General features: G+C 69.2%; 12 protein-coding genes and 1 tRNA gene. 3 read left to right on the top strand and 10 right to left on the bottom strand.

The features are described from left to right. Positions 1-5: 5 nt before the first annotated feature. The 4 genes from JF543_RS08330 to JF543_RS08315 are packed head-to-tail and all read right to left on the bottom strand — an operon-like array spanning position 6 to position 5,011. Positions 6-878 (bottom strand): cytochrome c biogenesis CcdA family protein, encoded by an 873-nt coding sequence (locus JF543_RS08330; RefSeq protein WP_274368865.1) that lies wholly within the window; start codon positions 876-878, stop codon positions 6-8. Next, positions 875-1,615, bottom strand: coding sequence for a thioredoxin domain-containing protein (locus JF543_RS08325; protein ID WP_179411025.1), 741 nt, complete (start codon positions 1,613-1,615; stop codon positions 875-877). The genes JF543_RS08330 and JF543_RS08325 overlap by 4 nt, the downstream gene beginning before the upstream one ends. A 43-nt stretch (positions 1,616-1,658) precedes the next feature. After that, a complete protein-coding gene (locus JF543_RS08320; RefSeq protein ID WP_206823709.1) occupies positions 1,659-3,332 on the bottom strand; it encodes an ATP-binding cassette domain-containing protein in 1,674 nt (557 codons plus the stop codon). After that, on the bottom strand, positions 3,329-5,011 hold the full coding sequence (locus JF543_RS08315) for an ABC transporter ATP-binding protein/permease (RefSeq protein ID WP_242519418.1): 1,683 nt from the start codon (positions 5,009-5,011) through the stop codon (positions 3,329-3,331). The genes JF543_RS08320 and JF543_RS08315 overlap by 4 nt, the downstream gene beginning before the upstream one ends. A 126-nt stretch (positions 5,012-5,137) precedes the next feature. Between JF543_RS08315 and JF543_RS08310 the strand changes: the two genes are divergently transcribed. The 3 genes from JF543_RS08310 to JF543_RS08300 are packed head-to-tail and all read left to right on the top strand — an operon-like array spanning position 5,138 to position 8,107. Further along, a complete protein-coding gene (locus JF543_RS08310; protein WP_206823708.1) occupies positions 5,138-6,223 on the top strand; it encodes a FecCD family ABC transporter permease in 1,086 nt (361 codons plus the stop codon). After that, positions 6,220-7,029 (top strand): ABC transporter ATP-binding protein, encoded by an 810-nt coding sequence (locus JF543_RS08305; RefSeq protein WP_206820624.1) that lies wholly within the window; start codon positions 6,220-6,222, stop codon positions 7,027-7,029. The genes JF543_RS08310 and JF543_RS08305 overlap by 4 nt, the downstream gene beginning before the upstream one ends. Before the next feature lie 34 nt (positions 7,030-7,063). Further along, positions 7,064-8,107 carry an ABC transporter substrate-binding protein gene (locus JF543_RS08300; RefSeq protein WP_206823707.1) on the top strand — a complete coding sequence of 348 codons (1,044 nt, stop codon included), beginning with the start codon at positions 7,064-7,066 and terminating at the stop codon, positions 8,105-8,107. A gap of 60 nt (positions 8,108-8,167) precedes the next feature. On the opposite strand, the gene JF543_RS08295 is transcribed toward JF543_RS08300, so the two are convergent. From JF543_RS08295 to JF543_RS08270, 6 genes are all read right to left on the bottom strand, one after another. After that, entirely contained in the window at positions 8,168-8,653 is a 486-nt protein-coding gene (locus JF543_RS08295; protein ID WP_206823706.1) for a hypothetical protein, read from the bottom strand. 126 nt (positions 8,654-8,779) lie between these two features. Next, positions 8,780-8,854: transfer RNA gene (locus tag JF543_RS08290), tRNA-Gln, on the bottom strand. Between the two features lie 112 nt (positions 8,855-8,966). Then, positions 8,967-10,280 (bottom strand): threonine/serine exporter family protein, encoded by a 1,314-nt coding sequence (locus JF543_RS08285; protein WP_206823705.1) that lies wholly within the window; start codon positions 10,278-10,280, stop codon positions 8,967-8,969. Further along, positions 10,277-11,785: a glutamate--tRNA ligase gene (gene gltX, locus JF543_RS08280; RefSeq protein WP_206823702.1), complete on the bottom strand. Its 1,509-nt coding sequence runs from the start codon at positions 11,783-11,785 to the stop codon at positions 10,277-10,279. Before gltX ends, JF543_RS08285 begins: the two co-directional genes overlap by 4 nt. Positions 11,786-11,817: 32 nt before the next feature. Beyond that, positions 11,818-12,588 carry a class I SAM-dependent methyltransferase gene (locus tag JF543_RS08275; RefSeq protein ID WP_347401127.1) on the bottom strand — a complete coding sequence of 257 codons (771 nt, stop codon included), beginning with the start codon at positions 12,586-12,588 and terminating at the stop codon, positions 11,818-11,820. A 124-nt stretch (positions 12,589-12,712) separates the two neighbouring features. Next, on the bottom strand, positions 12,713-13,960 hold the full coding sequence (locus tag JF543_RS08270) for an MFS transporter (RefSeq protein WP_206824271.1): 1,248 nt from the start codon (positions 13,958-13,960) through the stop codon (positions 12,713-12,715). Position 13,961 lies beyond the last annotated feature (1 nt).

Here is a 13,961-nt window from a genome sequence, read left to right as displayed (position 1 = left end):
CCGGCTCATGGTGAGGGCGGGTCGACGTGCGCGACGCTCTCGGCGGCATCCGTCCGATCGCCGCGCCCACGTAACAGGACCACGGCGGTGACCGAGGCGAGCACGACCAGCGCGCCGATCGCGAACCACCAGTCGGGGATGCTCGCCGCCATCGTCGATACGGACGACTCCAGCGCGAATTGGGTGTCGATGCCGACCAGTCCGCCGAGGTTGGCCGTGCCGTCGGTGAACAGCAGCAAGGCGCCCAGCGCGATCGACAGCGCTCCGGTGATGATCATGGTCCACGAGTTGCGCCACCTGCCGATGCGCAGCTCGCGCGGGCGCATCCAGGTCATCGCCTTCGCCCCGAACCGGCGCCACAGCAGCGCCAGGATCAGCAACGGCAGCACCATTCCGAGCGCGTACACGGCAAGCAGCACGGCGCCGTAGACGGGCGAGCCACCGAGAGAGGCGATCAGCAGGACGGATCCGAGGATCGGCCCGGTGCACACGCCCGCGACCGCATACACGGCACCGAGCAGGAACACCGAGACCGCCGAGGTGCTGTCCTCTCCCCCACGCCGCGAACGAGAGATCCCGGGTACGGGCACCCCCAGCAGCTGCACGAGACCGACGACGATCACCAGCACCGCCACCGTCGTGATCAACGCGCCGCGGTTCTCACCCAGCAGTGAACCGAACAGGCCCGAGAACACCCCGAGCGGGATCAGCGTGACCAGCAGCCCGAGAAAGAACACGCCGGTGCGCGAGATCAACTTCGTGGGCGAGGTGAAGGCGTAGGCGAAGAACGCGGGCAGCAGCATGACCGAGCACGGACTGAGCAAAGAGAGGATGCCACCGAGAAACGCGCCGATGTAGCCGATGTCCACGGCGATCACTCCCCGACGCGTGCGAGTTCGCCGTCGATGACCTGGCGGAACACGTCGATGGGCTGGGCGCCCATCACGGGCGTCTGGCCGATCAGGAACGCCGGTGTGCTCTGCACACCGATGGCCTGGGCCTCTTGCGCATCGGCCGCGACGGCCTGCTGCAGCGCCGGGTCGTCGAGCGCCGTCTCGAATGCCGCCACGTCGGGCACACCGACCTCCTCGGCGAGTGTGAGCAGCTGTTCGCGGGGCAGGTCTTTGCGCGAGTCGCCCTGGAACGCGTAGACGGCGTGGTGGTACTCCCAGAACAGGCCCTGCTGGCCGGCGGCACGGGCGGCGACGGCGGCGTTGAACGAGTCTTCGCCGAACAGCGGGACGTCACGCCACTCGATGCGCAGCTTGCCGGTGTCGATGTAGTCGGCGACGAGCTGAGGCATGGTGTCGAGCGCGAACACGCCGCAGTAGGGGCACCGGTAGTCGGCGTACTCGATCATCACGACCGGTGCGTCCACGGCGCCGAGTGCCGCCACGTCGCCATCGATGCGACGCGAGAGGTCGGGCACCCGGGGTGCTTCACTCTCTTCGGCTGATGGGGTCTGCTGGCCCGTCGGCGCCGTTGCGGTGGCGTCGGGCTCTTCCTGACCCGGCCGGGTCAGTGAGGCGATCAGCAGCACGGCGATCAGCGCGACGCCCGCGAGGGCGATGATCAGAATCCGACGGCGGTTCCGCGGTGCGCGGGCGGTGGTCACGACAGCATCCTCCAGGGTTCGGATCAACCCTATCGGCGGATCACTATGGCGTGCCTGTCAGCACCCCGCCGTCGACGGTGATCACGCGAGATACGGCAGAGAGCGTCCCGCTTCGATGCGAGGCGATGAGCACCGTTCCGCGGTAGGCGGCGAGCGCATTCGAGATCACGCGCTCCGTTTCGGCGTCGAGGCTCGCGGTGACCTCATCGATGAGCAGGATGCGCGGCTGCCGTACCAGTGCCCTGGCCAGCGCGAGGCGTGCGCGCTGGCCGCCCGACAGTGCGAGGCCTCCCTGGCCGATCGACAGATCGAGCGGGGCCCAGCCGATGGCATCCACACGTTCGAGCGTGCGGCGCAGGGTGTCGTCCGAGACCGGAGCGGCGCCGCGCAGCAGGTTCTCGCGGACGGTTCCGTGGAACAGCGTCGCCTCCTGGTCGACGAAGGCGATGGTGTTGCGCAGTGCGTGTTCGTCGACGTCGCGCAGGGGCACGGTCTGACCATAGGCCGTGAACAGATCGATCGTTCCCGACGTCGGCTGCCATAGGCGGGCGGCGAGCGCGATGAGTGTGCTCTTGCCCGATCCCGAGCGCCCGGCCAGCCCGACGTGCTCGCCGGGACCGATCTCGGCGGACCAGGCGCTGATCGCCTCGACCCGGTCGTCGTAGCTGAACGTGATGTCGCGCAAGCGCAGGCCGAGCGGACCGTTAGGGACGGGGCGCGCCTGCCCCGTGGCGATGACGACGGGCGGGCGATGCAGGGCCCGGTCGACGCGCGCGGCGCTCGCGGTGAGCGGGTGCAGCTGGGTGAGGGTGGTTGCGGCATCTGCGACCGCGGCGACGCCGGCGAGGGCCAAGGCCACGAGCATCGGCAGGGTTGCGGGCGAGATGCGCGCGTCACCGCCGAGTACGCCCGCTGCTGTCGCGCTCACCAGGATGACGGCGAGCACGGTCGTGGTCACGATGAGGTCGCGGATGCCCGACACGAGCTGCCCGATCGTGCCGCGTCGGCGTCCGGCGCGTGTCGCCCGGTGCGTTGTGCGCAGCGCCTGAGTCGTCACCGCTTCGGCGAGCCCGTAAGACAGAACCTCGCGCAGCGCCCCGAGCGCGTCGACGATCTGGGTTGATAGCTCTGCGCGCTGCTGCTGTTCCTCGGCGCCGCGGCGGCGTGCAGCGCGCGCGAGCACCGGCACGGTGGCCACGACGAGCACGGCCCCGACCGCGAGCGCCGCACCGGCGGGCGGCAGTACGAGCAGGACGGCGACCAGCGCCGCGAGGAAGGCGGTCAGTGCGGCGGCGACCTGCGCGATGGTGTGGGCGTAGAAGAACTCGAGCTTCTCGATGTCGTCCATCGCGACCGCGGCAGCTCGACCGGAGTGCTCGCGCCGCCGGGCGGGCACGCTGCGGCTATAGGAGTCGAACAGCACCAGGCGCAGTCGCGCGAGAACACGGTAGGCGACGGCATGGGATCGATCCATCTCGTGCCAGGTGAGCACGGCCCGTGCGGCGACGAGCACCACCAGCCACACCCACCATGCCGTGCCGGGCAGAGTACGCTCGACAACGGCATGGCCGACTCCCCAGGCGGCGAGCGCGCCGAGCGCGCTGAGGGTCAGCGCGCTGGTCGTCGCACTGAGATAGACCGAGAAGATACGGCCGCGCTCGGGGGCCAGTGCGGGCAGCAGTGCGCTGAAGCTGCGTGGCGATCCGTCTGCGCTCACACCGGCACCTCCTGGGCGTAGTCGACGGGCGTGGTTCGCCCGTGTGCGAGTCGCACCACGATGTCGGTCGACCGCAGGTCTTCGACCCGATGCGTGACCATCACCACGATGCGGTCCTCGGCCACATGACGCAGCGTCGTCATCACGTCCGCCGCGCGGGCGGCATCCAACGCGCTCGTGGGTTCGTCGACGAGCAGCACCGGGCGCCGCGCCAACAGGGCGCGCGCGAGCGCCAGCCGTTGCCTCTGCCCACCAGACAAGCTCATCCCCGCCTCGGACACCACGGCGTCGAACCCGCCGGGAAGCTCCCGCACTTCATCGAGCACCCCCGCGGCGCGGCAGGCATCCACCAGCTCTGCGTCGGTGCGCGCGCCGGTGACGCACAGGTTCTCTCGCACCGTTCCGGCGAAGAGCACCGGACGCTGCGAAAGCACGGCCACGTCGTCGGGCCGTAGCGGACGCCCGTCGAGTGTGCTGCTGCCCTCATGGGGACGGATCAGCCCCAGCAGCACGTCGAGCAGCGTCGACTTGCCGGCGCCGGATGCACCGACGATCGCGGTCAGTGTCCCGGTACGGGCGACCAGGTCGACGCCGTCGAGCACATCGGCATCACCGGTCGGGTAGCGGTAGCGGACTCCGCGCACGTCGAGCCGATCGGCGGGCCCGCGAAGCCCCGCCGGGCGCGGGCGATCGGATGCCAGCGGCTCGGCGGCCGGTGCGGTCGGGGGGTCTGCGTGGAAGGCGCCGAGGGACCGTAGCGCGGGTACCGCCGTCAGGCCGAGGAACCCGGCATGCCACTGGCGGGACAGGTCACGGATCGGACGGAACGCCTCAGACGCGAGAAGCAGGACGAGATAGGTCTCGAAGGCGGGTGGCTGACCCGATGCCGCCTGAACGACAGCGATCATGATGGCCGCAACAGTGCCACCCTGGATGGCGACATCGATCACGCCGGTCTCAGCGAGCGAGCCGCGCATCACCCGCTCGGTCGCCCTGCGAAGCGCCTCGGATCGCTCCTGCAGGCGGGCTCGGGTTCCGGGCACATCACCGAGAGCGCGCAGCATCGCCATGCCGCGGAGGGCATCGAGGTAGTCAGCACCCAGCGCCTCGTACGAGTCCCAGTGATCCAGCCCCCTGCGCGCCATCATGCGCTTCCACGCGAGCGGCCCGATCAGCGCCAGTGCCACGGCGAGACCAGCACTGAGCCCGGCCCAGGGGTTGACCACGACGAGGATCGCAATGACCATCGGACATGCCAGGAACACGAGCGCCAGGGCCGGGATGTACTTCGACACATACGCGTCGGTCCCGTCCACGCCGTCCGTCAGTGCGGCGCGCATCGCTCCATCCCGGCCGGTCGGATCGTGCAGTCGTGTCGCCGTGAGCGCGGTCCGCAGCGTGCGCCGCCGCAGCACAACCCGCACGTGCCCGCCGAGGTGGGAGGCGAGCGTGTCCTGCAGCAGCATGAGCAGCATCCGCACCACTGCCACGCCGACGATCGCGGCGAGGGCTGCGAGTACTCGCGAGCCATCGCCGGAGACGACGGCGGCGAGCGCCCCCGCGATGGCGAACGCCTGCGCAAGGTAGGTCGCCGAGGCGAGCAGCAGGCACAGTACGGCACCCGCCAGAAGTGCGGGCGATCGGGCCGCCTCGCGCCACAGCTCGCGAACGATCATCATGCGGCGTGCTCCTGTTCGGTGGTCTATTCGGGTCGCTTGTTCGGTCGTCGATGGTGCCGTCTTTGTTCGTGCACCGTGTCGGAGCGTAGTTGAGAATGGTTCTCATTCGCAATAGGATCCGAGACCATGCCCCCTTCGCGTACCGAGACCCGTCAGCCGAGCCTCCCCGGCACCAAGGCCGCGACCGTACTCGTTCCCGTGCTCTCGGTCGCTCTGCTGGGTGTGCTTCTGATCTCGGTGAGCATCGGCGCGATCAGCGTTTCTGCGCTGGACGCACTGAAGATCGTCACCGGCCATCTGCTACCCGGCATGCCCTGGATGAGCGACGGATCGCTCACCACGATGCAGGACAACGCGGTGTGGCAGTTCCGTCTGCCGCGCGCTGCACTGGCTGCGCTGACGGGAGCCTCTCTGGCCCTGGCGGGGGCCCTCATCCAGGCCGTGGTGCACAATCCGCTCGCCGAGCCATACATCCTCGGCGTCTCGGCCGGAGCGGGTGTCGGTGCGGTCTCGTTCATCGTGCTCGGGCTGGGCATCAGCGCCCTCGGCATCAGCGCATCCGCCTTCGCCGGAGCGATGATCGCCACCGCCGCCGTCTACCTGCTGGCACGCAAGGCCGGGCGGATCGCCCCGCAGCGGCTGATCCTGGCCGGCGTCGCCCTGGGCGCCCTGTTCAGCGCGATCACCAGCTATCTGACGATCTCAACCGACGCGCAGAACGTCTACAGCATCATGTTCTTCCTGCTCGGCTCGGTCTCGGCCGCGACCATGCCGCAACTGCTGCTGCCGGCCCTGGCGCTGCTCACCGTCGCCGCCTTCGCAATGACCCACGCACGACAGCTCAACGCGCTGCTGGCCGGCGATGATGCGGCGCGCGCACTGGGCATCGACGTCAACCGGCTGCGTACGACGACACTCATCGCCACGGCGCTGTTGACGGGTGCGGTCGTCGCCGTCTCGGGCGGCATCGGCTTCGTCGGCCTGGTGGTGCCGCACGTGGCGCGGATCATCGTCGGATCCGACCACCGCAGGATGCTACCGGTGGCCCTGCTCGGCGGGGCCGTCTTCCTGGCCACGTGCGATCTGCTGGCGCGCACGCTGGCCGCGCCCTCCGAGATCCCCCTGGGCGTGCTGACGGCGCTCGTCGGAGCCCCGTTCTTCTTATGGCTGCTGCGTCGCGAACGCGCCGACCGGATGGGGATGAACCGATGAGGGTGCAGGTCGAGAAGCTCCAGGCCCGGCGCGGAGCGCGCACCGTGGTGCACGGCGTCTCGTTCGACGTGGCATCCGGATCCGTCCTGGGGCTATTGGGCCCGAACGGCAGCGGCAAGTCGAGCCTGCTGCGCGCGATCGCCGGCATCGATGCGCCGGCAGCGGGAGACGTGCGGTTCGACGGCGTCTCGGCGCACGACCTGACGCGCCGGCAGGTCGCACAGCGCGTCGCGGTGATGATGCAGGAGCACAGCGAGGAGTTCGAGATCCCCGTGCTCGAGCTCGTGCTGCTCGGGCGGATCCCGCACGGCAGTGGCTTCGGTCGCGACTCCGCCGCAGACGTCGCGATCGCGCTCGACGCACTGGAGCGGGTGGGCGCGCAGCATCTGGCATCCCGCGCGTTCTCGGCGTTGTCGGGCGGCGAGCGTCAACGCGTGCTGTTCGCGCGTGCGCTGACGCAGGACACCCCGGTGCTGGTGCTCGACGAGCCGACCAATCACCTCGACATCGCGCACCAGCTGGAACTGCTCGACTTGGTGCGTGCCAGCGGACGCACCGTTCTCGTCGCGCTACACGATCTCAATCTCGCCGCGACCCACTGCGACGCGGTCGGCGTACTGGCGGCCGGAGAACTCGTCGCGTTCGGATCCCCCGACAGCATCCTCACCCCCGACCTGATCCGCACCGTCTTCGCGGTCGAGTCGACAGCCATCACCCACCCGGCAACAGCGCAACGCCATCTGCTGTTCGACGCACTCGCCCGCACGCCGGAACACCGTGCATCCACACGCACAGTGCATCCCTGATGCACAGCGCATCCCTGAGAAAGGAAACCACCCGATGAACACTCCCCCCGCGCACCCGCCGCGCGCTCGCTCCCGCGGCGGACGCCGCACGGCACTGCTGGGTCTGCTCGCGATGACACCGATCGTGCTGACCGCCTGCGGATCGGCCGTCGCTCCTGCGGGTGACGACGCACCGGAATCGCACGGGCAGGCGGTCACGATCGACAACTGCGGGCGTGAGCTCACGTTCGCACACGCACCCGAAGCGGTCGTCGGCCTGATGCCGTCGCAGACCGATCTGCTGCTGCGCCTCGGTGCGCAGGATCAGCTGGCCGGGCAAGCGCAGGTGGCGACGTCCGAGCTGCCTGCGGATGTCGCTTCGCTGGCCGCCGATGTTCCGGTACTCAGCACCGATGCCCCGCCCGCGCGTGAGGATCTGCTGTCGGTCGCCCCCGATCTGGTGGTCTCACCCACCGAGTACGAGTTCACCGCCGAGCAGGGCTTCGCGAGCATCGAACAGCTCGCCGACAATGGCGCGCAGGCATACGTGGCGACCGGCGGCTGCGCCGAGCGCCGGTCGAGCGCCGAGGTCACCGATCTGCTCACCGACATCGAGAACCTGGGCAAGATTCTGCGCGCCGAAGATCTCGCCGCCGACCTCGCCGCCGACGCACAGGCGCGCCTGGATGCTGTCACTGAAGCGGTCCGCGATCAGGAGCCGTTGACGGTCGCCGAGATCTGGTCGGAGGGGAACATGCTCGGTGCGATCGGAGCCGGCATCGAGTACGACATCATCCGCACCGCCGGCGGAGACAACGTCTTCAACCCGGATGCCCCCGAGTTCGCCGACTTCTTCTCGGCCGAGATCACCCCTGAAGAGATCGTCAGCCGCAACCCCGACGCCATCGTGTTCGGCGTTACCAGCGACGCACAGCATGAGCGTGTCGTCGAGTACCTGCGTGCGACGTTCCCCGACGTCACTGCCGTGCAGAACGACCTGCTGATCGCGGTGCCGCAGAGCGACTTCTACCCGGGCACGATCGGCAACATCGACGCCGTCGAGACGATCGCCCACCAGCTCTACCCCGACGCGTTCTGACACATCGTGCGGGCGGCCGGGTGCCAGTGGCGTGGGGCCGCCCGCACGGTGGTAGGCCGGCTAGATGCGGATCGCTGTCGCTCTGTTTCGGTCGAACGGCGCCGTGCGCACGCGGCGAGCCCAGGAACGATCCATCAGCGGGCCTAGCGTGACGACGACCCCGAACAGGATTACGGCGGCGGCCAGCGGTGCCCACCACCAGCCCTGCGCTGCATAGGCGCCACGGCTGGCTCCCGCCACGACTCCGACGAGGGCCGCGAACCCGGCAATCTGCAGCACCATGCGCCCGGATGGTTTGATCTGTCGAACCGCGGTCGGCTGCTTCCGGGCCGCGACGAGCGCGATGAGCAGCACCAGAAGCACGGGTGCGACAAACTGCACCACAACGGGTAGGCCGGTCATGTACGGAAGTAGCGCGAAGACAGACAGGAAGAGCCCCAGCATCACCCAGTAGCGCTTCGGCCGCGGCAGGTGACGGGCGTTGGCTTCTTGCGATGCCGATGCGGCGCCAAGGCCTTCAGCGGGAGTCGAACCATCGCTTTCCATGCTGGAGACTCTATCTGCGGGCGCCGGGGCGACAGAGCTGAACATGCCTCGCGATGATCGATACCTCGGGAGAAACGACAGAGGCCCGGATCTTCCGCCTTGCTGCGGAATTCCGGGCCTATCTGTTGGCTGGGGTACCTGGACTCGAACCAAGAACAACTGAACCAGAATCAGCCGTGTTGCCAATTACACCATACCCCAAGGGCGGAACCTGGGCCCCGCACCGAGATACAAGCTTACCCGAGCTATGCCCGGATGGCGAATCGGTGCGCACAGCCCGGGCGCGTCGCGCGTGTGCGGCAACCACAGGCCATCACAGCTCCCCCATGCGGGCGGGGCGCACCCAGTATCGGAACACCGTCGAACGCGTGATCCGTGCCAGGTCGGCCAGCAGTGCGCCGACCTTCGTGCCGATGCACAGGCTCAAGAACATCATCGGCGCCGACGCCAGCGCCTGCGCGTCGAAGCTCGCCAGCGAGACCAACCCGATCGTTCCGGGCACCAGCAGCAGGAACGCCGGCTGGAACGACACGGTGGCCGGAATCGCCAGCGTCACACGCTCCAGCACACGCGCCGCGACGAACAAGATCGCCGCAGCGATACCCATCGCCACCACGTTGCCCACCTGCGCGCTGAACGCGGCGAGCACCGCATACGTGCCGGTCATCACCACGATGCACACCACCGTCAGTCGCACGCCCGACCCGAAGGCCAGGCCGATGCCGATCGCCAGCACCACGACGGCGAACCACGACATCCACAGCGGCGGCAATGCCGTCCATCCCCCACCATCACCCGAAAGCTGCACGGCGTCGCCGACCAGCGCAGCCGACGCCGAATCGACACTCAGCCCCGTCAGCGCGGCACCCGAATAGACACCGGCCGCCATGAAGGCGAGCATGATGAGCCCGTACATCAGGCGCGACGCCCCGGTCACGATGTCGGTCGAGGTCAGCTCCAGCAGGGCGTTCGTGATCAGTGCGCCCGGCACGAGGATCGCGATCGGCGCGCACACCGCGAACAGCGGTACCGGCCCGAGATCCAGCAGCCCCGCCGCCCACCCCACGAGCACCGTCGACACGAACGCCGACACGAACGGGGCCACGGCCGCGGCCGCACGCACCCGCATCATCACCAGCATCAGGCCGCCGACGATGGCGCCCACGAGCATCGCCAGCACCGCCGCCCACCACGGGCAGCGGAACAGCACCGCCAGCCCCAACGACAGCAGCCCACAGCCCAGCACGCTCTGTACGCCAGGCAGATGCCGGGGCGTCGCGCGGATGGCAGCGATACGCTGCGGGGCATCCTCCAACGCGACGGCACCCGACTCGAGGTCGCGCACCAGGCGGCTCGCCCGCGCCGACTGACGGAACGTCAGGGCCTCACCCTTGCCGATCACGGTCGTGGTCGCCGCAGAAGAACCCGGCCGGCTCACCATCACCATCTCCGGCAAGATGGCGAACTCCACCGACACCCCGGGCGCTGCAATACGGCTCACCTGTTCCAAGGTGCCGCGCACATCCGTGACGGACGTACCGCACTCCAGAAGCAGAACCCCCAGCTCACCGAGGATGACATCCGCCTCGGCCGTGGGAATCATGAGCTGCGCCGTCTCGTGCGTCACGCCAGGTGATCGGCGAGAGCGCGCAGTCGACGCAGCGTCTCGTCCTTGCCCAGCAGCTCCATCGACTCGAACAACGGCGGCGACACCCGGCGACCGCTCAGCGCGACCCGCGGCGGACCGTACGCCACGCGCGGCTTTAGCCCGAGCCCGTCGATCAGCGCCTCCGAGAGCGCCTGCTGCACAGCATTCGGAGTGAACTCCTCGACCGGCTCGAGAGCCGCGACGCACGCGGTCAGCACCTCGGCGGCGTTCGCCGGAAGCCCCTTCATGGCGTCGGGCTCATACGTCACCTCGTCGGTGAACAGGAAGCCGAGCATGCCCGGCGCGTCACCCAGCAGCTGCATGCGCTCCTGAACCAGCGGCGCCGCGCGGAAGGCCAGCACGATCTGCTCGTGCGTCGGCTCGGCACCACCGAACACACCGGCGTCGGCCAGGTACGGCAGCATCCGCTCGGCGAAGTCCTTGCCCTCGAGCATGCGGATGTGGTCGCCGTTGATCGACTCAGCCTTCTTCTGGTCGAAGCGTGCCGGGTTCGGGTTGACGTCGACGATGTCGAACGCCTCGATGAACTCGCTCAGCGAGAACACGTCGCGGTCGGGTGCGATCGACCAGCCCAGCAGCGCCAGGTAGTTCAGCAGGCCCTCGTGGATGAACCCACGCTCACGGTGCAGGAACAGATCTGCCTGCGGGTCACGCTTGGAGAGCTTCTTGTTGCCGGTCTCACCGAGCACCAGCGGCATGTGCGCGAAGCGCGGCACGAAAGTGGTGACGCCGGCCTGGATCAGCGCGTCGTACAGCGCCAGCTGACGGGCCGTCGACGGCATCAGGTCTTCACCGCGCAGCACGTGCGTGATGCCCATCAGGGCGTCGTCGACCGGGTTCACGAACGTGTATAGCGGCACACCGTTGGGGCGCACGACGACGAAGTCGGGGAACGAGCCGGCCGGGAAGGTCACCTCGCCGCGGATCAGGTCGTCGTAGGTCAGGTCCTCATCGGGCACGCGCAGGCGCAGGGCCGGCTGACGGCCCTCGGCGCGGAACGCCGCGCGCTGCTCGTCCGTGAGATCGCGGTCGAAGTTGTCGTAGCCGAGCTGCTTGGCGCGGCCCGCCGCCTCGTTACGCGCGTCGATCTCTTCGGCCGTCGAGTAGCTCTCGTACAGCGCGCCCGTCGCCAGCAGCTTGTCGATGACCTCACGGTAGATGTCGTGGCGCTGCGACTGCCGATACGGGGCGTGCGGCCCGCCGACCTCGACCCCCTCATCCCAGTCGATCTTCATCCAGGTGAGCGCGTCGACCAGCTGGCGGAAGCTCTCCTCGCTGTCACGGGCCGCGTCGGTGTCTTCGATGCGGAAGATCAGCTTGCCGCCGTTGTGGCGCGCGTATGCCCAGTTGTACAGCGCCGTGCGCACCATGCCGACATGCGGCAGGCCGGTCGGCGAAGGACAGAAGCGTACGCGGACGTCGGAACCGGTCGCGGTGGTGGTGAGGGGATGCACAGTAGCCATATCCCCTCGATTCTATCCGTGCCCGATGCCTCTCACCGGGCCTGCCCGCCCCGATGATCCACCGCAACGGCCGCGGTCTGCACGTGCGGGATCACCTCACCGTCGCGGCGTTCGTCGATGACCGCGTCGAACGCCTGGCGATAGCGCCGACGGTCGGCATCCGACAGCGTCGCGTAGAGCGCGCCGGCCCCGGCAACTCCCCCGACGACCGATCGCCACAGCATCTCGGGCGTGGGACGCCACGTCCAGGTGTGCTCGGCAACGACGGGCTCCCAGCCCGCGCCGCGCAGCATGCGCTCGAAACCGGATGCCGTGCGCTCGAAGTCCTTGTCGGCAGGCAGCCGCGCACCCGCCAGTGGCATCACCCCGGCCCGCGTGGTCACCTCGCCCCACAGCGACGCCGGCGACGCCGACCAGATCGACGCGGCCACGGTTCCCGCAGCCACACGGCGCAGCTCAGACGCCGCAGCAGACGGATCAGACACATGGTTCAGCACGAAGTTCGCGACGACGACGTCGAACGCGCCGTCGTCGAACGACAGCGCGGGCAGGGCGTCCGCCGTGATCGTCAGGGTCGGATGCTGCAGCGTGGCCGCCCGGCGCATGCTCGCCTCAGGCTCCGCCGCGGTGACCCGCCATCCGGCATCCGACCAGGCCGCCGCGAGCGTGCCGTCACCGGCGCCGACGTCGAGCAGCGACCGCCCGCCGGGCACACCGACGTGCGCACGCAGCACTTCCCCCGTGCCCGCGCAGAGCTGCGCGTACGAGGCGGCGTACGCGTCGCCGGTTCCGGCCCAGCTCACCGGTGCGCGTCCCCATGGAGGCCTGCGTAGCGACGGAGTTCGGCACAACATCGGATGCCACAGGCGTGGCGGTCCGAAGATATGCAGATCTCCGAAGCTGTGCCACGCCCCGCGGTGCGTGCCATCACGCCTCGCGGATCCGCCCGAGCGGCGAGAGCACGATGATCGCGATCACGATCACCAGCGCCACCACGCCGAGCCCGCCATACCCGAACTGCGTCAGCACGAGACCCGCCCCCGCGGCGCCAGCCGCGGCGGTAAGGCTCATCAGCGAGTCGCTGAGCCCCTGACGACGCGGACGCATCTGCACGGTCGAAGACTCGGTCAGCAAGGCCGCACCGGCCACCGTCGCCGCGCTCCACCCGAGCCCGAGCAGGATCAGGGCAACGATCACACCGGCGGCGTTCTCGCCCGCGAAGATCGCGAACAGCAACGAGACCACGAACATCCCCTGGCCGAGCAGCACCACCCGCACACGGCCCCACCGATCGGCGAGGATGCCGAACACCGGCGACAGGCCGTACATGCCGGCCACGTGCAACGCGATCGTCACGCCGACGAGCAACGTGACATCGGTACTCGTCGTGGCATCACCACCGGCACGGTGCGCCATGTGCGAGAGGTGGATCGGCGTCATCGCCATCACCGACGCCATGACCGCGTGCGACCCCGACACGGCGAAGATCGCGTAGCGCGCCGTGATCGGCCGATCAATGTCAGAGCCGAGCGCGGCGGCCTTCGAGGGCATCGACGCCAGGTTCAGGGCCGTCAGCAGCGGGTCGGGTCGCAACGCGACCAGGTACAGCACGAGCGCCGTGGCCTGCGCCACGAGCGAGAACAGATATGCGCCGGTGAGCGGAGGCATTCCCACCATCTGCCCGAGCGCCTCACCGGGGGTCAGCAGCAGCGGCCCGGTCACGCCGCCGATCGTCGTCGACCAGACCACGATCGACAGATCGCGTCCGCGGTGCTCGGGCGCCGCCAGGTCGGTCGCCGCGAAGCGGGACTGCAGGTTGCCGGCGTTACCCATGCCGATCATGATGATTCCCACAAGCAGCAGCGGGAACACCCGAAGCGCCGCCGCGAGGATCACCACCCCGATGCCGATCAGGGCGAACAGATTGCCGGCCGTCAGCGACAGTCGTCGACCCCGACGCGCGGCGAAGCGAGCCAGCGGGATCGCGAACGCAGCCGCCCCCAGCGTCACGGATGCCGTCGCCAGGCCCGACAGCGCATCATCCCCCGACAGGTCGGCAGCCAGCAGAGCACCGAGCGATACTGTCGCTCCGAAGGCGATGCCGCCAAGCACCTGGCCAAGCGAGAGGATGAGAACTGTACGGCGCTGCAGTCCCGGCAGCGCCTCGGCGGTGATC

Source organism: Microbacterium esteraromaticum (assembly GCF_017303215.1).
Taxonomy (GTDB): domain Bacteria; phylum Actinomycetota; class Actinomycetes; order Actinomycetales; family Microbacteriaceae; genus Microbacterium; species Microbacterium esteraromaticum_C.
Note: the sequence above shows the minus strand (reverse complement) of the source record. Positions and strands in the feature narration are given on the sequence as shown.